At 68.0% G+C, this 23,439-nt stretch carries 23 protein-coding genes; 7 read left to right on the forward strand and 16 right to left on the reverse strand.

Annotation, left to right across the window (positions count from 1 at the left end; translation table 11 throughout):
* Positions 1 to 119: 119 nt before the first annotated feature.
* The 3 genes from CF68_RS21900 to CF68_RS21910 all read right to left on the reverse strand — a co-directional run bounded on the left by CF68_RS21900 (position 120) and on the right by CF68_RS21910 (position 2,404).
* Positions 120 to 785 carry a site-2 protease family protein gene (locus tag CF68_RS21900; protein ID WP_035822861.1) on the reverse strand — a complete coding sequence of 222 codons (666 nt, stop codon included), beginning with the start codon at positions 783 to 785 and terminating at the stop codon, positions 120 to 122.
* 79 nt (positions 786 to 864) lie between these two features.
* A complete protein-coding gene (locus tag CF68_RS21905; RefSeq protein WP_035822863.1) occupies positions 865 to 1,488 on the reverse strand; it encodes an L-threonylcarbamoyladenylate synthase in 624 nt (207 codons plus the stop codon).
* Between the two features lie 70 nt (positions 1,489 to 1,558).
* Positions 1,559 to 2,404, reverse strand: coding sequence for a 3',5'-nucleoside bisphosphate phosphatase (locus CF68_RS21910; RefSeq protein ID WP_035822865.1), 846 nt, complete (start codon positions 2,402 to 2,404; stop codon positions 1,559 to 1,561).
* Between the two features lie 160 nt (positions 2,405 to 2,564).
* Here CF68_RS21910 and CF68_RS21915 point away from each other — a divergent pair, with 160 nt between their 5' ends.
* Positions 2,565 to 3,650: an NAD(P)/FAD-dependent oxidoreductase gene (locus tag CF68_RS21915; protein ID WP_035822868.1), complete on the forward strand. Its 1,086-nt coding sequence runs from the start codon at positions 2,565 to 2,567 to the stop codon at positions 3,648 to 3,650.
* 16 nt (positions 3,651 to 3,666) lie between these two features.
* Here the strand turns inward: CF68_RS21915 and CF68_RS21920 are convergent, their stop codons facing one another.
* Positions 3,667 to 4,566, reverse strand: a complete 900-nt coding sequence (locus CF68_RS21920) for an alpha/beta fold hydrolase (protein WP_035822871.1) — start codon at positions 4,564 to 4,566, stop codon at positions 3,667 to 3,669.
* Between the two features lie 167 nt (positions 4,567 to 4,733).
* Here CF68_RS21920 and CF68_RS21925 point away from each other — a divergent pair, with 167 nt between their 5' ends.
* Positions 4,734 to 6,464 carry an acyl-CoA synthetase gene (locus CF68_RS21925; protein ID WP_035822873.1) on the forward strand — a complete coding sequence of 577 codons (1,731 nt, stop codon included), beginning with the start codon at positions 4,734 to 4,736 and terminating at the stop codon, positions 6,462 to 6,464.
* Here CF68_RS21925 and CF68_RS21930 read toward each other — a convergent pair.
* Positions 6,461 to 7,381, reverse strand: a complete 921-nt coding sequence (locus CF68_RS21930; RefSeq protein WP_035822875.1) for a LysR family transcriptional regulator — start codon at positions 7,379 to 7,381, stop codon at positions 6,461 to 6,463. The genes CF68_RS21925 and CF68_RS21930 overlap by 4 nt on opposite strands.
* 115 nt (positions 7,382 to 7,496) lie before the next feature.
* Between CF68_RS21930 and CF68_RS21935 the strand changes: the two genes are divergently transcribed.
* Both CF68_RS21935 and CF68_RS21940 read left to right on the forward strand, forming a co-directional pair.
* Positions 7,497 to 8,621 (forward strand): serine hydrolase, encoded by a 1,125-nt coding sequence (locus CF68_RS21935; protein WP_035822877.1) that lies wholly within the window; start codon positions 7,497 to 7,499, stop codon positions 8,619 to 8,621.
* A gap of 39 nt (positions 8,622 to 8,660) precedes the next feature.
* Positions 8,661 to 9,866, forward strand: coding sequence for an MFS transporter (locus tag CF68_RS21940; RefSeq protein ID WP_035822879.1), 1,206 nt, complete (start codon positions 8,661 to 8,663; stop codon positions 9,864 to 9,866).
* A gap of 17 nt (positions 9,867 to 9,883) precedes the next feature.
* Here the strand turns inward: CF68_RS21940 and CF68_RS21945 are convergent, their stop codons facing one another.
* Complete coding sequence (locus CF68_RS21945) at positions 9,884 to 10,765, reverse strand: ferritin-like domain-containing protein (protein ID WP_084187379.1); 882 nt, start codon at positions 10,763 to 10,765, stop codon at positions 9,884 to 9,886.
* A 137-nt stretch (positions 10,766 to 10,902) separates the two neighbouring features.
* On the opposite strand from CF68_RS21945, the gene CF68_RS21950 reads away from it, so the two are divergent.
* From CF68_RS21950 to CF68_RS21960, 3 genes are all read left to right on the forward strand, one after another.
* On the forward strand, positions 10,903 to 11,427 hold the full coding sequence (locus CF68_RS21950) for a gamma carbonic anhydrase family protein (protein WP_010808992.1): 525 nt from the start codon (positions 10,903 to 10,905) through the stop codon (positions 11,425 to 11,427).
* Between the two features lie 39 nt (positions 11,428 to 11,466).
* A complete protein-coding gene (locus CF68_RS21955; RefSeq protein WP_013956146.1) occupies positions 11,467 to 12,468 on the forward strand; it encodes an Hsp33 family molecular chaperone HslO in 1,002 nt (333 codons plus the stop codon).
* 104 nt (positions 12,469 to 12,572) lie between these two features.
* Positions 12,573 to 12,995 carry a hypothetical protein gene (locus CF68_RS21960; protein WP_035822883.1) on the forward strand — a complete coding sequence of 141 codons (423 nt, stop codon included), beginning with the start codon at positions 12,573 to 12,575 and terminating at the stop codon, positions 12,993 to 12,995.
* A gap of 55 nt (positions 12,996 to 13,050) precedes the next feature.
* Here CF68_RS21960 and ftsB read toward each other — a convergent pair whose 3' ends face one another.
* The 10 genes from ftsB to CF68_RS22010 all read right to left on the reverse strand — a co-directional run bounded on the left by ftsB (position 13,051) and on the right by CF68_RS22010 (position 23,156).
* Positions 13,051 to 13,392: a cell division protein FtsB gene (gene ftsB, locus CF68_RS21965; RefSeq protein WP_010808995.1), complete on the reverse strand. Its 342-nt coding sequence runs from the start codon at positions 13,390 to 13,392 to the stop codon at positions 13,051 to 13,053.
* A gap of 169 nt (positions 13,393 to 13,561) precedes the next feature.
* The gene (eno, locus tag CF68_RS21970; RefSeq protein ID WP_013956143.1) at positions 13,562 to 14,851 is read right to left on the reverse strand and encodes a phosphopyruvate hydratase; all 1,290 of its coding nucleotides are present in this window, start codon (positions 14,849 to 14,851) and stop codon (positions 13,562 to 13,564) included.
* A gap of 88 nt (positions 14,852 to 14,939) precedes the next feature.
* Complete coding sequence (locus tag CF68_RS21975) at positions 14,940 to 15,233, reverse strand: DUF1330 domain-containing protein (protein WP_035822885.1); 294 nt, start codon at positions 15,231 to 15,233, stop codon at positions 14,940 to 14,942.
* 82 nt (positions 15,234 to 15,315) lie between these two features.
* Complete coding sequence (gene kdsA / locus CF68_RS21980) at positions 15,316 to 16,185, reverse strand: 3-deoxy-8-phosphooctulonate synthase (RefSeq protein ID WP_035822887.1); 870 nt, start codon at positions 16,183 to 16,185, stop codon at positions 15,316 to 15,318.
* Positions 16,186 to 16,213: 28 nt separating this feature from the next.
* Positions 16,214 to 17,866, reverse strand: a complete 1,653-nt coding sequence (locus tag CF68_RS21985) for a CTP synthase (RefSeq protein ID WP_035822890.1) — start codon at positions 17,864 to 17,866, stop codon at positions 16,214 to 16,216.
* A gap of 140 nt (positions 17,867 to 18,006) precedes the next feature.
* Positions 18,007 to 18,813 carry an alpha/beta fold hydrolase gene (locus CF68_RS21990; protein WP_035822894.1) on the reverse strand — a complete coding sequence of 269 codons (807 nt, stop codon included), beginning with the start codon at positions 18,811 to 18,813 and terminating at the stop codon, positions 18,007 to 18,009.
* A 22-nt stretch (positions 18,814 to 18,835) separates the two neighbouring features.
* Positions 18,836 to 19,657, reverse strand: coding sequence for a peptidase (locus tag CF68_RS21995; RefSeq protein WP_035822896.1), 822 nt, complete (start codon positions 19,655 to 19,657; stop codon positions 18,836 to 18,838).
* A 115-nt stretch (positions 19,658 to 19,772) separates the two neighbouring features.
* Entirely contained in the window at positions 19,773 to 20,612 is an 840-nt protein-coding gene (locus tag CF68_RS22000; RefSeq protein ID WP_200872581.1) for a transglutaminase family protein, read from the reverse strand.
* Between the two features lie 47 nt (positions 20,613 to 20,659).
* A complete protein-coding gene (locus tag CF68_RS22005) occupies positions 20,660 to 21,613 on the reverse strand; it encodes an alpha-E domain-containing protein (protein WP_035822899.1) in 954 nt (317 codons plus the stop codon).
* A 67-nt stretch (positions 21,614 to 21,680) separates the two neighbouring features.
* Positions 21,681 to 23,156, reverse strand: coding sequence for a circularly permuted type 2 ATP-grasp protein (locus CF68_RS22010; RefSeq protein ID WP_035822901.1), 1,476 nt, complete (start codon positions 23,154 to 23,156; stop codon positions 21,681 to 21,683).
* Between the last annotated feature and the right edge of the window lie 283 nt (positions 23,157 to 23,439).

The following is a 23,439-nucleotide window of genomic DNA, read 5'->3' on the forward strand; positions in this document are numbered from 1 at the left end:
TGCCGCAGGCCAGGTCCAGCACCCGCGCGCCGGGGCGCAGCAGGTGGGCCCAGCGGGCAACCCATGGGGACGGGGCCGAGAGTCCGGCGTGTGCAAGTGTCATGGCGTTCCCCGGCACGTCACTGCAGCAGCATCACGATCGGGCGCAGCAGCAGTTCGATCAGCGACATCAGCACATTGACCACCGGCGTCATCCAGACCGTGGTGATCACGCCCGCGGCCACCAGCGCCAGCACCACGAAGATGCCGTATGGCTCGATGCGCGACACCGCGCGGGCAATGCCCTGCGGCAGCAGCGCGGTCAGCACGCGGCCGCCGTCCAGCGGCGGCACCGGGAACAGGTTGAAGGCCGCCACCACCAGGTTGACGCGCACGCCCGCCAGCGCCATCTCGCCAAAAAACGGCTCGCGCACGCCGCCCCAGGTCAGGCCGATGGCCAGCAGCACCCAGACGAAGGCCTGCACCACATTGCTGGCCGGCCCGGCCAGCGCCACCCACATGCCGTGCCAGCGCGGGTTGCGCAGGCGCTCGAACGCGACCGGCACCGGCTTGGCATAGCCGAACACGAACTGGCCGCTGGTCATGATGTAGAGCAGCAGCGGCACCGCGATGGTGCCGATCGGATCGATATGGCGGATCGGGTTCAGGCTGACGCGCCCGAGCGCATAGGCCGTGTCGTCGCCGAAAAGCTTGGCCACGTAGCCGTGCGAGGCCTCATGCAGAGTGATGGCGAACAGCACCGGCAGGGCATAGACCGCGAAGGTCTGGATAAGGGAGGAATCCATGGTCCCTATTGTAACGGCCCGGCGCCGCCCAGGCGCACGCTCGTGCACCCGCCAGGCGGGGTGGCAGCGCCTGGGGACCTCAGAGCCCGAAGCGCTCGACGTCGCCGCGGCCCGCGCGGATCAGCTCGGGCTCGCCGCTGGTCAGGTCGATCACCGTGGTCGGCTGCGCCGGCGCCGGGCCGCCGCACACCACCAGGTCAAGCTGCTTCTCCAGCCGCGCGCGGATTTCCGCCGGGTCGTTGAGCGGTTCTTCGTCGCCCGGCATCTGCAGCGTGGCCGAGATCAGCGGCTCGCCGGTCTCGCCCAGCAGCGCCAGCGGAATCGCGTGTTCAGGCACGCGCACGCCGATGGTCTTGCGCGCCGGGTGCGACAGCCGCCGCGGCACCTCCTTGGTCGCCTCCAGGATGAACACGTACGGGCCCGGCGTGGCGCCCTTGAGCCAGCGGTACTGCCGGTTGTCGACGCGGGCAAAGTTGCCGAGCTCGGACAGGTCGCGGCACATCAGCGTCAGGTGGTGGCGGTCATCGATGCCACGCAGCCGGCGCAGGCGCTCGACGGCGCCCTTGTCATCGAGCCGGCAGGCCAGCGCATAGCTGGAATCGGTCGGCAGCGCAATCAGGCCGCCCTTCTGCAGGATCTGGGCGGCCTGCTTGACCAGGCGCGACTGCGGATTGAGCGGATGGATCTCGAAGTACTGTGACATGGACCAGGGTGGCGGATTCAGACAGATCGGAGCGGAATCTGGGGGTACCCCGGCCAGGCCGGGCTTGCGCCTACCAGTCGTGCCAGACCGGCGTCACCGTCGGCGGCAGCGGCGGCAGCTTGCCCAGCTCAACGCGCCCTTCGCCGGGGCCGTGGAAGTCCGTGCCGCGCGAGGCCAGCAGCCCGTAGTGGCGGGCCACCCCGGCATAGCGGCGGTACTGGTCGGGCGTGTGGCTGCCGGTCACAACCTCGACGGCGCCACCGCCCAGGGCGGTGAATTCATCGAACAGCGCGTCGTGCTGGGTATCGGTGTAATTGTAGCGGCCCGGGTGCGCCATCACGGCGATGCCGCCGGCGGCGCGGATCCAGCCGACTGCGTCGGCCAGGCTGGCCCAGCGGTGGCCGACATAGCCGGGGCGGCCTTCCGACAGGTACTCGCTGAAGACCTCGCCCACGGTGGCGCAACGGCCCTGGTCGACCAGCCAGCGCGCAAAGTGCGTGCGCGAGATCAGGTCCGGGTTGCCCACGTGCTGCAGCGCCCCTTCATAAGCACCTGTGATGCCCACTTTTGCCAGCGCGTCGGCGATATCGCGCGCGCGGCGCGCGCGCCCCGAGCGGGTATCGGTCAGGCCGTCGATCAGTTCCGGGCAGTGCGGGTCGATCTGCAGGCCGACGATATGCACGGTCTGCCCGGCCCAGGTCACCGAGATCTCCACGCCCGGCACGTAGCGCATGCCGAATTCCTCGGCCGCGGCACGCGCCTCGGCCTGCCCGCCCAGTTCGTCGTGGTCGGTCAGGGCCCAGAACGCGACACCCGCGTCGCGGGCGATTTCGGCGATGGCGCGCGGCGCCAGCGTGCCGTCGGACACGGTGGAATGGCAATGCAGGTCGGCATTGATGGCGTGGGCGTTTTGCATGGGGCCATTCTACTCCCGTCGCCCCCTGCATGCGTGACGCCGGCGCACCCTGGAAAGCCCTGCCGGCAACGCTGGCGTCGGCGGAAACGGGCGATGTGCGGGGTATAGTCGGGCCTTGCACCGTCCTTTTTGCGGGCACCTGGCGTGCCCGCCACGCCCAATGCCCACCGCTACCCCCCTCGCACCAGCCCCCGTCACCACCACCGATGTCCTGATCGTGGGCGCCGGCCCGGTCGGGCTCTTTGCCGCGTTCCAGGCCGGCGTGCTCGGCCTCAGATGCGAGCTGATCGATGTGCTCGACCGCGCCGGCGGCCAGTGCACCGAGCTCTATCCCGAAAAACCGATCTACGACATCCCCGCCGTGCCGGGCTGCCTGGCGCAGGACCTGGTCGACCGGCTGCTGGAGCAATGCGCGCCGTTCGACTTCCCGATGCACTTCGGCCAGCGCGCGGAAAGCTTGTCCGAAATCCCGCGGCAGCCGGCACCTGACGGGCATGCCGCCCATGAGCGCCTGCTGGTCACCACCGACGGCGGCAAGCGCTTCGATGTCGCCGCGGTGCTGGTCTGCTCCGGCGCGGGCGCATTCGCGCCGCAGCGCGTAGCGCTGCCGGAAGCACCGGCGCTGGAAGGCCGCCACGTGCACTACGCCGTGCGCGATGTGTCGCGCTTTGCCGGCAAGCGCGTGGTGGTGGCCGGCGGCGGCGACTCGGCGCTGGACTGGGCGCTGGCGCTGCGCAAGGTGGCGGCGCGCGTGACGCTGGTGCACCGGCGCGAAGGCTTCCGCGCGGCTGACGGCACCGTCGCGGAAATGCGCGAGGCGGTGGCGGCCGGCGAGATGGATTTCGTGGTCGGCATGCTCGGCGCCCTGCGCACCGAAGGTCAGGACGGCCCGCTGACCGAGGTCGAGGTGCGCACCCGCGACGGCAGCACCGTGCTGCCCGCCGATGAACTGGTGGCGCTATACGGCCTGGTGTCCGAGCCGGGCCCGATCGCGCAGTGGGACATGGACATGCGCGCCGGCCGCATCCTGGTCGACACCACCACTTATGAAAGCTCGCGCCGCGGCATCTTTGCCGCGGGCGATATCGCCTACTACACCAACAAGCAGAAGCTGATCCTGTCAGGCTTCCACGAGGCCGCGCTGGCGCTGCGCCGCGCCTACCACTACGCCTTCCCGGAAAAGGCGCTGGTGCACGTGCACACCAGCAACAACGCCGCGCTGAAGGAAAAGCTTACGCACGCCTGAGCGGCGGCGCCAGCGTTCACACCGCGCTGCAGAACGACTCCACCAGCTCCGCCACCGCGGCGGGCTGGTCGTGATGCAGCATGTGGCCGGCGTCATCGACCACCGCTTCACGGAAGTCACGGAAGGCGCGGAAGCGCTCCTTGAATTCGTCGATGGCCTGCTTGTGGGCGATATTGCGCAGCGTCTCCGAATCGCGCGCCTCTACGTGCAGCACCGGCGCGCTGACCTGCTCCCAGATCGCCATCACCTCATCGAGCCGGTACAGCATCGGGTTGACCAGCTTGTGCGCCGGGTCTCCCAGGATCTCCCAGCGGCCGTCCGCATTTCGGCGCGACCAGTGCGCCGCCAGGAAGGCGGCGCGGTCGTCGGGCAGGCGCGGGTTGGTCTTCTGCAGCCGGGCGGCAACGCCGTCCACGCTGTCATACGTCTTCAGCGCCGAGCCGGCGCGCAGTTCGTCGAGCCACCGCGCATAGCGCTTCGGCGCATGCACCGGCCGCGTCGCCGTCATGCCGAAGCCCTCCAGGTCCACCACGCGGCGCACGCGCTGCGGGCGGATGCCGGCATACAGGCAGATCACGTTGGCGCCCATGCTGTGGCCGACCAGGTCGACCTGGCCGTCGGGCTCGTAATGGTCGAGCAAGGCCTCCAGGTCGGCGATATAGTCGGCGAACCAGTACGACTGCGTGCCCGGGTAGCGCGTGGGCCAGTCGGTCTCGCCAAACCCGCGCCAGTCCGGCGCAATCACATGCCAGTCGCCGCGCAGGTGGTCGACCAAGAACTGGAACGACGCGGCCACATCCATCCAGCCATGCAGCATGAACAGCTTGCGCGCGCCGGGCTTGCCCCAGTGGCGCACGTGGTAGCGCAGCCCGCGCAACGTGATAAATTCAGACCGCGAGGTTTCCTTGATTCTCATTGTCTCCACCCTGGTGCGTGGGTCGTCCTGCCGCCGGGCGCGGCGCCACGGGGGCTGGCGAGGGAAGCCCACACAAAATAGAACGATCGTTCGCTTGAGGGCATTATAGCGGCCACCGCCATCTCGGGGGCCGCCATTGCCGCGATCCGAACCTACCGGAGACCTGGATGGCCGCAGCTGCCTTGCCGGCACGCCGGCGCGACGACTACCGCGCCCTGTATGAATCCTTCCGCTGGGAAATCCCCCCGCATTTCAATATCGCCGAGGCCTGTTGCGGGCGCTGGGCGCGCGACCCGGCCACGATGGACCGCATCGCGGTCTATACCGAGCACGAGGACGGCCGCCGCAACGCACATACCTTTGCCTATATCCAGGCCGAAGCCAACCGCCTGTCGGCGGCGCTGCGCGCACTGGGCGTGGCGCGCGGCGACCGCGTGGCGATCGTGATGCCGCAGCGGATCGAGACCGTGATCGCGCATATGGCGATCTACCAGCTCGGCGCCATCGCCATGCCGCTGTCGATGCTGTTCGGGCCCGAGGCACTGGCCTACCGCATCGCGCACAGCGAAGCCAGCGTGGCAATCGCCGACGAGACTTCCATCGACAATGTGCTGGCCGCGCGCCCGGAATGCCCGACGCTGGCCACCGTGATTGCCGCCGGCGGCGCGCATGGCCGCGGCGACTACGACTGGGACGTGCTGCTGGCCGCGCAGCTGCCGGCTTTTGTCGCCGAGCAGACCAAGGCCGACGAGGCCGCGGTGCTGATCTACACCAGCGGCACCACCGGCCCGCCCAAGGGCGCGCTGATCCCGCACCGCGCGCTGATCGGCAACCTGACCGGCTTTGTCTGCTCGCAGAACTGGTATCCGCAGGACGACGACGTGTTCTGGAGCCCGGCCGACTGGGCCTGGACCGGCGGCCTGTGGGATGCGCTGATGCCGGCGCTGTATTTCGGCAAGCCCATCGTCGGCTACCAGGGCCGATTCTCCGCCGAGCGCGCCTTCGAGCTGCTGGAGCGCTACGCCGTCACCAACACCTTCCTGTTCCCGACCGCGCTCAAGCAGATGATGAAGGCCTGCCCCGAGCCGCTGCAGCGCTACGACATCAGGCTGCGTGCGCTGATGAGCGCCGGCGAGGCCGTGGGCGAGACCGTGTTCGGCTGGTGCCGCGACGCGCTGGGCGTGATCGTCAACGAGATGTTCGGCCAGACCGAGATCAACTACATCGTCGGCAACTGCACCGCGCAGTACGACGACGAGCAACTGGGCTGGCCGGCACGGCCGGGCTCGATGGGACGCCCCTATCCGGGCCACCGCGTGCAGGTGATCGACGACGAAGGCCGCCCCTGCGCGCCGGGCGAGGACGGCGAGGTCGCGGTGTGCGCCACCGACAGCGCCGGGCATCCGGACCCGGTGTTCTTCCTCGGCTACTGGAAGAACGAGGCCGCCACCGCGGGCAAGTACACCGAGCGCGACGGCCTGCGCTGGTGCCGCACCGGCGACCTGGCGCGCGTCGATGCCGACGGCTACCTGTGGTACCAGGGGCGTGCCGACGATGTGTTCAAGTCCTCGGGCTACCGCATCGGGCCCAGCGAGATCGAGAACTGCCTGCTCAAGCATCCGGCGGTGTCCAACTGCGCCGTGGTGCCCTCGCCCGACCCCGAGCGCGGTGCCGTGGTCAAGGCCTTCGTGGTGCTGACGCCGTCGGTGGCCCGTTCCTTCGATGGCGACGCGGCGCTGGTCACGGAGCTGCAGGCGCATGTGCGCGGCCAGCTGGCGCCGTATGAATACCCGAAGGCGATCGAATTCATCGACCAGCTGCCGATGACCACCACCGGCAAGATCCAGCGGCGCGTGCTGCGCTTGCTGGAGGAAGAGCGCGCGGGCAAGCGCGCCTAGGCAGGTCGGGCCTGCCCTGCCGGCGCCTCGTCGGCAGGAAAGACCCGCGCGCACAGAAAATCGACCAACGCCCGCACCTTGGGCGAGGGATGCCTGCTCGCCGGCCAGAGCACGTGAAAGGCCTTGGCCGGCCCCACATGGCCAGCCAGTACCTGGCACAGGCTGCCATCGGCCAGCTGCTCGCGGATGGCGAAATCCGGCAGGCAGGCAATGCCCAGGCCGCGCAGCGCAAAACACAGGCGCGTCTCGATGTTGTTGCAGATCATCGATGTCGGCAGCGCCAGCTCGGGCTCGCCCGGCGCGCGCCGCAGCGGCCAGGCCTCGAGCTTGCCGGTGTGCGGAAAGCGGTAATGCAGGCAGGCATGGCTGGCCAGGTCGGCAGGCAGCTTCGGCGTGCCACGCTGCGCCAGGTACTCGGGCGATGCCACCAGCATCGCCTGGAACGCACCCAGCCTGCGCGCCGACAGGCGCGAGTCGGCGGGCTCGCCGGTGCGGACCACCGCATCGAAGCCCTCCTCGATGACATCGACCAGCTGGTCGGTGAAATCCAGATCCAGCTCGATGTCCGGATACGCGCGCATGAAATCGCCCAGCACGGGCAAGACCAGTGAGCTGACCAGCGGCAGGCTCACGCGCAGGCGGCCGCGCGGCGCCGCGGTGGCTTCGGCCAGCTCCAGCTCCGCGGCTTCGATCTCGGCGAGCACGCGGCGGCTGCGCTCCAGGAACAGCGTGCCTTCGGCGGTCAGCGTCACGCTGCGCGTGCTGCGGTGGAACAGCCGTACGCCGAGCCTTTCTTCCAGGCGCGCCACGCTCTTGCCGACGGCAGAGGCCGACACTCCCAGCAAGCGCCCCGCCGCGACAAAACTGCGGGTCTCGGCCACCTGCACAAACACTGCGAAGCCACTGAGGCTGTCCATGATGCCCCTCGATTGCGGACACAAAGTTCCGGAGAAAAAGGAACTGTAGCCCACTTTTTCTTTAATGGCTGGGGCCTTATCGTGAGCGGGTCGTTCATTGAACAAGGATTCCGCTGTGTCCCTCCCCACGCTTGCACCGCGCCCAGGTGTCTCCCCTGCATTCCCCGCGCCCCTGAATGCGCGCATCGACGCCGTGGTCCGACAGGCGCTGGAGCAACGGCGACTGGTCGGCGCCGTCGTGCTGGTCAGCCGTGACGGCGAACTGATCCACCAGCAGGCGGCAGGCCTGGCCGATCGGGAAAGCGGACAGCCGATGCGCATGGATGCGGTCTTCCGGCTGGCTTCGGTAAGCAAGCCAATCGTCTCCGTGGCTGCACTGGTGCTGGTGGCACAAGGCCGGCTCGACCTTGACCAGGGTATCGACCGTTGGCTGCCCGAATTCCGCCCGCGCCTGGCCGATGGCCGACCGGCACGTATCACGGCGCGGCAGCTGCTCAGCCATACCGCGGGGCTGGGCTATCGCTTCTTCGAGTCCGGCGAAGACGGACCCTATGCCCGCGCCGGTAAGCCCGGTACCGCGTGGGGCTACTCGCTCGCGACTGACGTGCTGGGCGCGCTGATCGAGCGCGTCCATGGCACGCCGCTGGACACAGCAGTGCGCCAGCTGGTGACCGGCCCGCTAGGCATGGACGACACCGGCTTCGTGGCACGCGATGCGCACCGCGTGCCGACCCCGTACGTGAATGACAGCCCGCACCCGCACCGCCTGCGCGAAAGCGAGGCCGTGCCGGTGGTCGAAGGCACGGTTGGCATTCCCTACAGCCCCGCCCGCATCTTCAATGCGCGGGCCTTCCCCTCCGGCGGCGCGGGCATGGCGGGCACGGCGCAAGACTTCCTGCGCCTGCTGGAGAGCTTGCGCCAGGGCGGCGGCGCGTTGCTGCCATTCGCCCTGGTCGAGGACATGGCGCGCGACCAGACTGGCGGCCTGGACCTGCCCGATGCGCCGGGAACCGGCTTCGGGCTGGGCTTCTCGGTGCTGCGCGATCCGCGCCGGGCGGGCTCCCCGGAAGCTGCCGGCACCTGGCGCTGGGGCGGGGCCTACGGCCACGCCTGGTTCGTCGACCGCAGCCAGGGGCTGAGCGTGGTGGCGTTCACCAACACGCTGTACGAGGGCATGTCCGGCCGCTTTGTCACCGACCTGCGCGACGCGGTCTACGGTGCCGCCCCCGCGGCCGCATAACCATCCAAGCAACACATCACCCCTTATCCAGGCGCGAACATGACCACAGCCACCAACACGCTTGCGAACGATGCACAGCCGGACGCGCAGCCAGCGCGGCTACCGCTTCCGGCACTGCTTGCGCTTGCCGTCGCAGGCTTCATCACCGTCCTGACCGAGGCCTTGCCGGCAGGGCTGCTGCCGCAGATCGGCGCGGGCCTTGCCATCTCCGAGCCGCTTGCCGGCCAGCTCGTCACCATCTACGCCTTCGGTTCACTGGTGGCCGCCATGCCGCTGACGGCAGCCACGCAAGGGCTGCGGCGACGGCCGCTGCTGCTGCTTGCGATCGCGGGCTTTGCCATCGCCAACGCCGTGACGGCCTGGTCCGGCAACTATGTCCTGACCATGGCGGCGCGCTTCCTTGCGGGGGTCTCGGCCGGCCTGCTGTGGGCGCTGCTGGCTGGCTATGCCGCGCGCCTGGTTCCCGATCACCTCAAGGGTCGTGCCATTGCTGTCGCGATGGTTGGCATCCCCCTCGCCTTGTCGCTGGGCGTGCCATCCGGGACCTTCCTCGGTGCCCTCATGGGCTGGCGCGCGTGCTTCGGCATCATCAGCGTGCTGACGCTGGGACTGATTGCCTGGGTGCTGGCGAGCGTGCCGGATTTTGCCGGCCAGCCCGCCGGCCAGCGGCTGCCGATCGCGCGCGTGTTCACCGTGCCGGGCGTGCGTCCGGTGCTGTTCGTGACGCTCGCCTTCGTGCTGGCGCATAACATCCTCTACACCTATATCGCGCCGTTCCTGCGAGCCGGCGACGCCGGGGCACGGCTTGACCTGGTCCTGTTCGTGTTCGGCCTGGCCTCGCTCGCCGGCATCTGGATCACCGGCGTCCTGATCGACCAGTGGCTGCGGGCGCTGACGCTGGCCAGCACGCTGCTGTTCGGGCTTGCGGTGCTGGCGCTTGGGGCCGGAGGCGGGCACCCGGCCGTGGTCTATGCCGCGGCCGCGATCTGGGGTCTGGGCTTCGGCGGCGTTTCCACGCTGTTCCAGACGGCGCTGGCGAAGACCGCCGGCAAATCCGCGGACGTGGCCCAGTCGATGCTGGTCACGGCCTGGAACATTGCCATCGCCGGCGGCGGCGTCATCGGCGGGATGCTGCTCGATGGCGTCGGCATCGGCGCATTCCCGCCCGTGCTGGCTGCCCTGCTCGCCGCAACCTGGCTGGTGGTCTGGTCGGCGCGCAGGCATGGCTTTCCCGCGCGCGGCTGAGGTGCAGGACGGCAGGCCTAACCGGCCGATGCCTCCAGCCAGGCCAGTTCATCTTCATCGAAGCCCGCAGCGCGCCGCGCATCGAGATTGAACGGCCCGCGCAGCTTCGGCGCGCGGTACTGCCCGGCCAGCTGCGCGTAGGTGGCAACGGGGTCCAGGCCGCGCTGCGCGCACAGCCAGCGGTACCAGTGGTTGCCGATGGCGACGTGCCCGACCTCGTCGCGCAGGATGATGTCGATGATGGCCGCGGCGGCGTGGGCGCCGGCGCCGGCCAGCCTGGCGCGCACCGGCGGCGAAGCATCGAGCCCGCGCGCCTCCAGCGTGCGCGGCACCAGCGCCATGCGCGCGAGCACGTCGCCGGCGGTCTTGTCGGTCATCTCCCACAGGCTGTTGTGGGCAGGGAAGTCGCCGTAGGCCGCGCCCAGCGTGCCAAGGTGGTCGGCCAGCAGCGTGAAGTGGTACGCCTCTTCATCGGCCACGCGCAGCCAGTCGCGGTAGTAGCCGGGCGGCATGCCGGCGAAGCGCCAGGCCGCGTCCAGCGCCAGGTTGATGGCATTGAACTCGATATGGCACAGCGCATGGATCATCGCCGCGCGCCCGGCCGGGGTATGCAGCGAGCGGCGCCGCTCGACATCCTGCGGCGCCACCAGCGGCGGCCGCGCGGGGCGGCCGGGGATGGCCTGGCCGGCATCGGCCCGGATCGCCTCGCCGGCGGCAAGCGCCTCGTCCGGCAATGTCGTCGCTTGGCGGTAAAGTGCCCGCGCCGCCACGGACTTTTCCCGGGGATCCGTCATGCACAGCACCGCCAGCGCCTGGTGACGCGGCGAAAGTGACGGTGCAGGCAAGGCGGCGGTGGGTGTTTTTTCTGGCATGAGCGTAAAATCCGGGTCTGCCGCCATTGTAGGGCCTGGCCGGTGCCCGACTGCCGGGCAAGCCGCGCAGTCGCCTTGGCGCCGCGCGCCCGCACCCCACCCTGGCCCTTTAAAGTCCGGCGGCAACCCCCACTTCAACAAAAGCCTTTCGTGCAGGAGACCCCATGGCGCTTTACCAGCTCGGCGACGTCAAGCCCAATATCGACAGCGATGCCTACGTGGCCCCCGAAGCCACCGTCATCGGCAACGTGACCCTCAAGTCCCGCGCCAGCGCCTGGCCCGGTGTCGTGATCCGCGGCGACAACGAACCGATCGTGGTGGGCGAGGACACCAACATCCAGGAGGGCTCGGTGCTGCATACCGACCCGGGCTGCCCGCTGACCCTGGGCGACAAGGTCTCGATCGGCCACCAGGCCATGCTTCATGGCTGCACCGTGGGCGAAGGCTCGCTGATCGGGATCCAGGCCGTGGTGCTGAACCGCGCCGTGATCGGCAAGGAATGCCTGGTCGGCGCCGGTGCCGTGGTGACCGAGGGCAAGGTCTTTCCGGACCGCTCGCTGATCCTGGGCGCGCCGGCCAAGGTGGTGCGCCAGCTGACCGACGCCGACGTCGCCAACCTGTATCGCAACGCCGAGACCTACGCCACCCGGCAGGCCATGTACAAGCAACAGCTCAAGCGGATCGGCTGACGACCGCGGCGGCACCTACCGAATCATCGACAGATTATTGTGACCGATACCACCACCCCCGACACCCTGCAGAAATTCCTGTTCGACGCGGCTCCCGTGCGCGGCGAGCTGGTGCGCATGGAAGCTACCTGGCAAGAAGTGCTGGGCCGCCACAGCTACCCCGCACCGGTGCGCCGGCTGCTGGGCGAGATGATGGCCGCCGCGGCGCTGCTGTCGGCCAACCTGAAGTTCAACGGGGCGCTGGTGATGCAGCTGCACGGCGACGGCCCGGTGCGCATGCTGGTGGTGGAATGCCTGTCCGACCTGTCGATGCGCGCCACCGCCAAGCTGGCCGAGGACGCGCACATCGCCGACGACGCCACGCTGGCGCAGATGGTCAACGCCCACGGCCACGGCCGCTTTGCCATCACGCTGGACCCGAAGGACAAGCTGCCGGGCCAGCAGGCGTACCAGGGCATCGTGCCGCTGGCCGACGCGCATGGCCCGCTGGCCTCGATCAGCGCCGTGCTGGAGCACTACATGCAGGCGTCCGAGCAGCTCGACACGCGCCTGTGGCTGGCGGCCGACGACCACGTCGCCGCCGGCATGCTGCTGCAGAAGCTGCCGGCCTACGGCGGCACCGCGGAAGTCGGCGAGACCGGCGCGCCGCTGGCCAGCCATGCCCGCGCGCAGGACCTGGACACCTGGGACCGCGCCGTGCAGCTGGGCGCCACGCTCAAGGCCGACGAACTGCTGGCCGAGACCCCCGACACCCTGCTGCGCCGCCTGTTCTGGGAAGACCTGCAGGCCGCCGGCCTGCGCGTGTTTGAGCCGCTGACGCCGCATTTCCATTGCTCCTGCTCGCGCCCCAAGGTGGCGGGCATGCTGCAGTCGCTGGGCCAGGAAGAGATCGAAGGCATCATCGCCGAGCGCGGCCAGGTCGAGATCCACTGCGACTTCTGCGGCCTGCGCTATGAGTTCGATCCGGTCGACTGCGCCCAGCTGTTCTCGGCCACCCATATCGCCACCGGCGCCGGTGCCGGCGCGCACCAGCACCACTGAGCGGCAGGCGCGGGGCGGCACGGCGGAAACAACCGCCTTGCCGTCCGGTCCAACGGCTGTACGATGGCAGCATCCAGCTGCCGCAAGCGCGCCTGAGAACAGCCATGTCCGCCCGAGCCACCCCCTCCCTGCCTGAATCTCCCGCCATCGTGCCGGCCGCGCTGCGCAGCCTTGCCGCCTGCGCCGCGACCGGCGCACTGCTGCTGGCCGCCGGCTGCGCGGAGCTGCCGCGCGACGTCAACGGCTCGCCGCCCACGGCGCGGCTGGCGCCCAACGCCATCCCGCCAGCGCCGCTGACGGCCGACGACAAGCAGAAGCTCGACACGCTGAACCAGGAGATTCTGCGCGAGCAGGCGGCCGCGATCGCGCTCGACCAGCAGGCCGCGGCGGCGCGCGCGGCTTATGGCTATCCGAACACCAGCTGGAACCTGTATTACGGGGGATGGGGTGGCGGCCACTGGGGCGGCGGCGTCAGCGTCGGCATGCCCGGCTGGGGCTGGGGCGGTTATCCGTACGGCTGGTGGTGACAGGCAGGCGGCGGGCTGGATCCAAGACCACCGACAGCGAGAGGCAAGACGCCTCTTAGTGGCCGCCTCTTCCGGCGACCGAATTCGCCGGCGGCGGCAACGGCGGCGTGGCGCTGACCTTGGGCGCCGGCGCGACAAACTGCACGAAGACCTCGCCTTCCCTCACCATGCCCAGCTCATAGCGGGCACGCTCCTCGATCGCGCCGGTGCCGTCCTGCAGGTCGGCGACTTCGCCTTCCAGCTTGGCGTTGCGCAGCTTGAGCGTCTGGTTGCGGGTGCCCTGCTCGGTCAGTTGCCGGTTCAGGTCCCACACGCGCAGCCAGCCGCCCTTGCCCAGCCAGAGTGGGTACTGGATGGCAAGCAGCAGCACGAACAACAGCAGCGAGATCAGGCGCATGAAAGATGGCGGACAGGAAATTCCGCACAATGATCTGCGAACTCAGCCTAGAAGGCAATTGCCAGGCAGATTTCGATACAAAAACGGCGGCGGCCAGGGAATCCCTGGCCGCCGCCGTTCCATCCGCTTGCTGCCGCTCCCGCGCAAGCGGGAACGGCGGGGCAAGGTGTCAGCGCAGGTTGTAGAACGCGCCCTTGCCCGGGTAGCTGGCGATATCGCCCAGGTCTTCCTCGATGCGCAGCAGCTGGTTGTACTTGGCCATGCGGTCCGAGCGCGACAGCGAGCCGGTCTTGATCTGGCCGGCGTTGGTGCCCACGGCGATGTCGGCAATGGTGCTGTCTTCGGTTTCGCCCGAGCGGTGCGAGATCACGGCGGTGTAGCCGGCGCGCTTGGCCATCTCGATCGCGGCGAAGGTTTCGGTCAGGGTGCCGATCTGGTTGATCTTGATCAGGATCGAGTTGCCGATGCCCTTCTCGATGCCTTCCTTCAGGATCTTGGTGTTGGTGACGAACAGGTCGTCGCCCACCAGCTGCACGCGCGTGCCCAGCTTCTCGGTCAGCGTCTTCCAGCCGTCCCAGTCGCCTTCGGCCATGCCGTCCTCGATCGACACGATCGGGAACTTGTCGCACAGGTTGGCCAGGTAGTCGGCGAACTGGGTCGAGGTCAGCTTCAGGCCTTCGCCCTCCAGCTGGTACACGCCTTCGCCTTCGTGGTAGAACTCGCTGGCGGCGCAGTCCAGCGCCAGCAGCACGTCTTCACCGGCGCGGTAGCCGGCCTTCTCGATGGCCTGCACCACGGTGTTCAGGCATTCCTCGTTGGACGAGAAGTTGGGGGCGAAGCCGCCCTCGTCGCCCACCGCGGTGGACATGCCCTTGTCGGCCAGGATCTTCTTCAGCGCGTGGAAGATCTCGGCGCCGCAGCGCAGGGCTTCGCGGAAGCTGGTCTGCGACACCGGCATGATCATGAATTCCTGGATGTCCAGGCTGTTGTTGGCGTGCGCGCCACCGTTGACGATGTTCATCATCGGCACCGGCAGCTGCATCGCGCCCGAACCGCCGAAGTAGCGGTACAGCGGCAGGCCGGCTTCTTCAGCAGCAGCCTTGGCCACGGCCATCGACACGGCCAGCATGGCGTTGGCGCCCAGGCGGCCCTTGTTCTCGGTGCCGTCGAGGTCGATCAGGGTGCGGTCCAGGAAGGCCTGCTCGGAGGCGTCCAGGCCCATGATGGCTTCGGAGATTTCGGTGTTGATGTGCTCGACGGCCTTCAGCACGCCCTTGCCCAGGTAACGCGACTTGTCGCCGTCACGCAGTTCGATGGCTTCGCGCGAGCCGGTCGACGCACCCGACGGCACCGCTGCGCGGCCCATCACGCCGGATTCCAGCAGCACGTCGCATTCGACGGTGGGGTTGCCGCGCGAGTCGAGAACCTCGCGACCGATGATATCTACGATTGCACTCATGAATTCCTCTCTGACTGTTGATTCTTGCTGCTGCTGATTACTTCAACCTGTGCCCGTGTCAGGCGCATGTCAAACTGCCCGACAACCCTCAGGCAGCGCCTTCCACCACGATCATGTTCATCTTTGCCGCGTGCTCGCGCGCCTTGCGGGCGGCGCGATAGGCTTCGCCGTCGTGGAACGACTTGGCGGCTTCATAGCTGGGGAATTTCAGCACCACGACGCGGGTCGGCGCCCACTCGCCCTCCAGCGGCTCGGTCTTGCCGCCGCGCACCAGCACTTCGGCGCCATGGATCTGCATGGCCTTGCTCGAGAGCACTTTGTACTCTTCGTACTGCTGGGGGTCGGTCACGTCGACGTAGGCGATGATAAAGCCCGCGGCCATGGAGAATCTCCCGATTTTTTGTATTGTCTTTCGATATGGTTTGTCACCACCGGCATTGCGGTGGTGACAAACCCGGGCCTGCTCAGGCGCAGGCCGGCCAGCCGAAGTTGTCTTCCAGGAAGCCGGCGCGCTTGACCAGCGTGTCCAGGTCCTTGAGCACGGCCAGCAGTTCCTTCATGCGCGACAGCGGCACCGCGTTGGGGCCATCGGACATGGCCTTGCTCGGGTCCGGGTGCGTTTCCATGAACAGGCCCGCGATGCCGGTGGCGACGGCGGCGCGCGACAGCACCGGCACGAACTCGCGCTGGCCGCCCGAGCTGGTGCCCTGGCCGCCCGGCAGCTGCACCGAGTGGGTGGCGTCGAACACCACCGGGGCACCGGTCTCGCGCATGATCGCCAGCGAGCGCATGTCGGACACCAGGTTGTTGTAGCCGAACGAGACACCGCGTTCGCAGGCCATGAAGACGTCGTCGGGCAGGCCGGCTTCGCGCGCAGCGTCGCGGGCCTTGTCGATCACGTTCTTCATGTCATGCGGCGCCAGGAACTGGCCCTTCTTGATGTTCACCGGCTTGCCGCTCTGGGCGCAGGCACGGATGAAATCGGTCTGGCGGCACAGGAAGGCCGGTGTCTGCAGCACGTCGACCACGGCGGCGACGGGCTTGATCTCGTCGATCTCGTGGATGTCGGTCAGCACCGGCACGCCGATCTCGCGCTTGACCGTCGCCAGGATCTCCAGGCCCTTTTCCATCCCCAGGCCGCGGAACGACTTGCCCGAAGACCGGTTGGCCTTGTCGAACGACGACTTGTAGATGAACGGGATGCCCAGTTCAGCGGTGATCGCCTTGAGCTCGCCGGCCGTATCCAGCGCCATCTGCTCCGACTCGATCACACACGGACCCGCGATCAGGAAGAACGGCTTGTCGAGGCCGGCCTCGAATCCACAGAGTTTCATGACTGTCTCTCCTGCTTGCCGCCGGGGCTTACGCGCCCTTGCGCTGCTGGCTGGCCAGCGCGGCTTCGACGTAGGCCTTGAACAGCGGGTGGCCGTCGCGCGGCGTCGAGGTGAATTCCGGGTGGAACTGCACGCCGACGAACCAGGGGTGCATCGACTCGGGCAGCTCCATCATTTCCGGCAGGTTCTCGGTCGGCGTGCGCGCCGAGATCACCATGCCGGCCTTTTCCAGCGTCGGCACGTAGTGGTTGTTGACCTCGTAGCGGTGACGGTGGCGTTCGTTGACCTCGGCGCCGTAGATCGTCGCGGCCTTGGTGCCTTCCTTGACCGGCACGCGCTGGGCGCCCAGGCGCATGGTGCCGCCCAGGTCGGAATCGGCCGAGCGCTGCTCGACCTTGCCTTCGCGGTCCACCCACTCGGTGATCAGCGCGACCACGGGGTGCTCGGTTTCCACGTTGAACTCGGTCGAGTTGGCATCGGTCATGCCGGCCAGGTGGCGGGCAAACTCGATCACGGCCAGCTGCATGCCCAGGCAGATGCCCAGGTACGGGATCTTGTTCTCGCGGGCGTACTGGATCGCGCGGATCTTGCCTTCCGTGCCGCGCTTGCCGAAGCCGCCCGGCACCAGGATGGCGTCGAGCGGAGCCAGCACTTCGAGGTGGCCCGATTCCAGTTCCTCGGAATCGATGTACTCGATGTTGACGCGCGTGGCGGTGTGCATGCCGGCGTGGCGCAGCGCCTCGATCAGCGACTTGTACGACTCGGTCAGGTCGACGTACTTGCCGACCATGCCGATGGTGATTTCGTGCTCGGGATTTTCCTGCGCATTGACCAGCTTCTGCCACATCGACAGGTCGGCCGGCTTGGGATCCAGGCGCAGCTCCTCGCAGATCAGGCGGTCCAGGCCCTGCTCGTTGAGCATCTGCGGGATCTTGTAGATGCTGTCCGCATCCCACACCGAGATCACGGCGTCTTGCGGGATATTGGCGAACAGCGAGATCTTGGCGCGCTCGTCGTCCGGGATCGGGCGGTCGGCGCGGCACAGCAGCGCGGTCGGCGAGATGCCGATTTCACGCAGCTTCTGCACCGAGTGCTGGGTCGGCTTGGTCTTCAACTCGCCGGCGCTGGCAATGAACGGCACCAGCGTCAGGTGCACGAAGGCGCAGTGGTTGCGGCCCATGCGCAGGCTCATCTGGCGCGCGGCTTCCAGGAACGGCAGCGATTCGATGTCACCCACGGTGCCGCCGATTTCCACCAGCGCCACGTCGGCCTTGCCGTCGTGCGACGCCGCGGCGCCCTTCTCGACGAAAGCCTGGATCTCGTTGGTGATATGCGGGATCACCTGCACGGTCTTGCCCAGGTATTCGCCGCGGCGCTCCTTGCGGATCACCGATTCGTAGATCTGGCCGGTGGTGAAGTTGTTCGACTTGCGCATCTTGGCCGAGACGAAACGCTCGTAGTGGCCGAGATCCAGGTCGGTTTCAGCACCGTCTTCCGTGACAAACACCTCACCATGCTGGAAAGGGCTCATCGTGCCGGGATCGACGTTGATGTAGGGATCTAGCTTGAGGAGGGTGACTTTGAGGCCGCGCGACTCAAGAATGGCCGCGAGCGAGGCAGCAGCGATGCCCTTGCCGAGAGAAGAGACGACGCCACCGGTGACGAAGACGAATTTGGTCATAAACCGAGCTTGCCGGGGAAATCGGGATTATACATGAGAGCCCGATTCCCGCCGACCCGGAAATTGTGACAGCACCCCTCCTCGGCGGGGCTGCGACAGGGTTTCCCGGTGTGTTGCGGCGCATGCGCCGCACACCCGCCTCAGCGCCCCTCGCGGCGCATCGCGCCGATCAGGTCGCGCACCAGCTGCGCTGTCTCCTGCGGCCGCTCCATCGGGTACAGGTGGCCGCCTTCGATAAAGCGCAGGTTCGGGCCGACCAGCTTGCGGGTGGCACCCAGCCCGCACTGGCGCACCTCGCGCGAACGCGTGCCGGCGACAAAGCCGACCGGCACCGGCGCGCCGCGCGCCACCTTGCGCCCCAGGCTGGTCGGCAGCGTGCGGTAGATCCAGTATTCGACCTCGCGGTCAAAGCGCAGCCGCCGCTCGTTGTGCTTGCCGGTCGGCTCGGTGCCGTGGATGGCGTAGTCGCGCAGCACTTCCTGGTCCCACACCGCGAAGTTGGGCTTGGCGCGGAAGTGTTCCCAGACCGCCTCGGCGTCCGGCCAGTGGGTGCGCCGGTTTTTGGTCACCGCCGCCGGGCCGGGCTTTTCGTCCATGCCGAACATCTGCGCGGTCTTCAGCAGCGACGCGCGCCAGCCGGCAATGATCGGCGAATCCAGCATCACCACGCCGCGCACGCGCTCCGGGCGCCGCAGCGCCGCCATCAGCGACAGGAAGCCGCCCAGCGAATGGCCCACCAGCCACACCGGCTCGCGGTACTGGCGGTCGATCTCGCCGAGCAGCTCCTCCACCAGGTGCGGCCAGCCGCGCGTCACCGGGAATTCGGGCTTGTGCCCGTAGCGGTCCACGGCGCGGAACTCGAAGTCGCCGTCCAGTTCGCCAAACAGCTTGCGGTAGGTGGTCACAGGAAAGCCGTTGGCATGGGAAAAATGAATGATCTCGCGCATTGATTGTTTCCTCGCCCGGCCCTCAGTCCTGGGTACGCGACGGATTGCGCTTGGCGCGCACCGGCTGGCCCCAGCGGTCGGCCTCGCCGGGACGCGCCAGCGAGAATTCGGCGGGCGCGCCGGGATCCCACTCGGGGTTGTGGATCTCGCCGAAGACCTGGCGCAGGCGCTGCCCCCAGGTGTCGCGGATCATGCGGAAGTAGGCGTTGCGCTCGTCGATGTTGACGAAGCGCGTCACGCACAGCGTATCGGCCTCATAGACCAGCAGGTCCAGCGGCAGGCCGACCGAGATATTCGACTTGAGCGTCGAATCCATCGAGATCAGCGCGCATTTGGCCCCCTCGGCCAGCGGCAGCGACGGGTGCACCACGCGGTCGACGATGGGCTTGCCATACTTGGCCTCGCCGATCTGGAAGTAGCAGTTCTCGGGCGTGGCCTCGACAAAGTTGCCGGCGGCGTAGATGTTGAACAGGCGCACGCGTTCGCCGCGCACCTGGCCGCCGAAGATCAGGCTGACATTGAATTCGATGCCGGCATCGCGCAGCGCATGCGCGTCACGCTTGTGCACCTGGCGCACCGCCTCGCCGACGATGGAAGCGGCCTCGAACATGTCGCGCGCGGTCCACAGCGAGCGCTTCTCGTCATGGTTCTCGGCCAGGATCTGGCGCACCGACTGGCTGATCGCCAGGTTGCCGGCGGTCATCAGCACCATCACGCGATCGCCGGGTTCTTCGAACACCGTCATCTTGCGCGACGTGGAGATGGCATCTACCCCCGCATTGGTGCGGGAATCGGACAGGAATACCAGGCCGGCATCCAGCCGCATGGCTACACAGTAAGTCATGGTCTTGTTTTGGTGAGCTTTGCGGCAGCCGGAAGTGGCCAGCCGATGGCCTGCATACCCCGGATTCTAGCGCCGGTGCCGCGGCACCGCGCCCTGTCTGGAATCAGGCACCTAATCAGGTAAAAAGCGGCGCAATGCTCACATCGACTTCAAGCGTCTCGCCGCCCCCCCCTTCAAGGATGCCCCTGACTGGTGCAGCCGACGCGTAATCGCGCCCCACCGCGAGGCGTATATGACGCTCGTCGGTCAGGCAGCCGTGGGTGATGTCGACGCTGCACCACACCTCGCGCGCCGGGTCCAGGCATACGTCGGCCCAGGCATGGCTGGCCATCTCGATCGCGGCCGGATCGTAGAAGTATCCGCTCACATAGCGTGCCGGGATACCCAGCGCCCGGCACGCCGCCACCATCACCTGCGCCTGGTCCTGGCACACGCCGCTGCCCAGGCTGAAGGCCTCGGCCGCCGAGGTGCCGACGTCGGTGGTGTTGGGCTTGTAGCGCACCCGCTCGGCAATCCCCTGGGCCAGCGCCAGCAGCGCAGGAATCTCGTGCCCGGCCGCCAGGAACGGTGCGGCAAACGCCTGCATCTCCGGCGGTGCCGAGGTCAGTGGCGTGCTGCCGAGGAAGTACAGCGGCGAGACCCGGGATTCGCCGGGGGGCGGGGCGTCGCAGAACGCATGGTGGCCGTCCCGGTCGAGGTCGCCATGCGGCGGCAGCACTTCCACCTCGCCGCTGGCTTCGATCGAGATGGTGCTGGTCGGTCCGGCCACCGTGAAGTTGTGCACGATGTTGCCGAAGCCGTCGTGCGCCGCCGACGGATTGCCAGGCGCGACCAGTTGCCAGCGGTGCACGGTCTGCAGCGGGCCCGAACGCGGCTCGAGCCGCACTTCGTGCACGCTGCGGCGCACCGGCTCGGCGTAGCGGTAAACAGTATGGTGGTGGATCTTGTATTTCACGGTATCAGGGCGCGGCAGCGGCACATGGAGGCTGCCGGCGGCCCATCTCAGGCAGCCAGCAGCGGCACGAGGAAGTCCCGGCTGATGCCATTGCCGAGATCGCCGATGCGCTCCAGGAAGCTGGTCAGGTACGCGTGCAGGCCGACAGCGAAAATATCGTCGATGCGCGCATACTTCAGGTCGGCGTGGAGTTTACCAGCCTGGCGCTCGGTTTCCGCCGATTGCTGGTTGCGCACCGTGTGCAGGATGGCCACCACCTCGTCCATGCTCGACACCAGCGAGCGCGGCATGTCGGGCCGCAGGATCAGCAGCTCGGCCACACGCTGCGGCGTAATGACCGCGCGGTAGACCTTGCGGTAGACCTCGAAGCCCGATACCGAGCGCAGCACCGCGGCCCAGTGATAGAAATCGTTCTGGTCGCGGTTGGCATCGCTCTCGTCGCTGCCAGATGCCTGGAACTTGACGTCGAGGATCCGCGCGGTGTTGTCGGCGCGCTCCAGGAACGTGCCCAGCCGCATGAAGTGGAAGGCATCGTCCTTGAGCATGGTGCCGAACTGGACCCCGCGCGCCAGGTGCGAGCGGAACTTGACCCATTCGAAGAACGCCGACGGGTCCTCCTTCAACACGCCGTCGGCGATCATGCGCTGCACCTCCAGCCAGGTGGTGTTGACGGTTTCCCAAACCTCGGTGGTCAGCGAGCCGCGCACCGCGCGCGCGTTCTCGCGCGCCGCGCGCAGGCAGCTCATGATGGACGAGGCGTTGGTCATGTCGCGCACCATGAAGTCGATCACATCATCGCGCGACAGCAGTCCGTACTTGTGGTCGAAGACGTCGGTCAGCTCGGAGATATCGAGCATGGCCCACCAGCCCTGCTCGGCCACTTCGGCCGATTGCGGCAGGAGCGAGGTCTGGTAGTTGACGTCGAGCATGCGCGCGGTGTTCTCCGCGCGCTCGGTGTAGCGGGCCATCCAGAACAGGTGGTCGGCGGTGCGGCTCAGCATGTGGGCTCTCCTGGCGTGGCGGCGGTCGCCATGGCGGTGATTGCGGCGGTCATCAAGGGGTTCGCGTTCATCGTTCCAGCACCCAGGTGTCCTTGGTGCCGCCCCCTTGCGAGGAATTCACCACCAGCGAGCCCTCGCGCAGCGCCACACGGGTCAGGCCGCCAGGCACCATGCGCACCTCCTTGCCCGACAGCACGAATGGGCGCAGGTCGATATGGCGCGGCGCGATGCCCGACTCCACATAGGTCGGGCAGGTCGACAGCGCCAGCGTCGGCTGCGCGATGTACTGCTCCGGGCGCGCCTTCACCACTTCGCGGAAGGCATCGATCTCGGCCCGCGTGGCGGCCGGGCCGACCAGCATGCCGTAGCCGCCGGCGCCGTGGGTCTCCTTGACCACCAGTTCTTCCATATGGTCCAGCACGTACTGCAGGTCGTCCGGTCGCCGGCACATGTAGGTCGGCACGTTGCTGAGGATCGCCTCTTCGCCCAGGTAGAAGCGGATCAAGTCGGGCACGTACGGATAGATCGACTTGTCGTCGGCCACGCCCGTGCCAATGGCGTTGCAGATGGTCACGTTGCCGGCCCGGTAGACCGACAGCAGGCCGGCCGCGCCCAGCGAGGAATCGTGGCGGAACACCAGCGGGTCGAGGAAATCGTCGTCGACGCGGCGGTAGATCACGTCGATGCGCTGCGGGCCCTGCGTGGTGCGCATGAACAGGTGGTCGTCCTCGACGAAGAGATCGCTGCCTTCGACCAGCTCCACGCCCATCTGCTGCGCCAGGAAGGCATGCTCGAAGTACGCCGAGTTGTACATGCCCGGCGTCAGCACCACCACGGTGGGATCGGCAATGGCCTGCGGCGACACCCCGCGCAGCATGTCGAGCAACAGGTCAGGATAGTGGGCCACCGGCGCCACGCGGTTGCGCGCGAACAGGTCCGGGAACAACCGCATCATCATCTTGCGGTTTTCCAGCATGTACGACACGCCCGAGGGCACGCGCAGGTTGTCTTCCAGCACGTAGAACTCGCCCTCGCCGGCGCGCACCACGTCGATGCCGGCCACGTGCGCATAGATGTCGTGCGGCACGTTGACGCCGAGCATCTCGGGCCGGTACTGGGCATTGTTGTAGATCTGGTCGGGCGGGATCACGCCGGCGCGGATGATGTCCTGGCCGTGGTAGATGTCGTGGACAAAGCGGTTGAGCGCAGCCACGCGCTGGCGCAGGCCTTTTTCCAGCAGCGCCCATTCACTGGCCGGGAAGATGCGCGGGATCACGTCGAACGGAATGGTGCGTTCGGTGCCGCTGTTGGCTTCATCCTTGTCGCCGTAGACGGCAAAGGTAATGCCCACGCGCCGGAAGATCAGGTCGGCCTCGGCGCGCTTGTTGCCCATCGTGCTTTCAGACTGCCGCGCCAGCCAGTCAGCGAAATGCCGGTAATGCGGGCGCACCGCGCCTTCAGGCATTGCCTGCCCCGCCTGGATGACCAATTGCGCCCCGTCCGTGCGCCAGTCCAGCATCTCGTCGAAATACCGCCCCGCCATGATGGCCGTTCCTCCATGTCGCGGGCTTCCGGTGCTACCGCTTCACTGCGACTTCGTGGTCGCTACCGGCTGCCCTGGTTTTGCCCTGGCTTTCCTGTCCCCAGCCCGCCGCGCCTGCCCGTTCGGGGCGCCCACGGCGATACTGTCGAGTCACTGGCCCTTTCAGCATACCCGTACCGGCGAAACCCGCAAGCTGGCGGGTGCCGGCCGGCACGGAAAGTGAACTAGCAAGATGTCTGCCAGCGCACGCAAAAAAAGGGCCGCCAGCGAGGCTGGCGGCCGC

The sequence above is a fragment of the Cupriavidus sp. SK-4 genome, assembly GCF_000611125.1.
Taxonomy (GTDB): Bacteria; Pseudomonadota; Gammaproteobacteria; order Burkholderiales; family Burkholderiaceae; genus Cupriavidus; species Cupriavidus necator.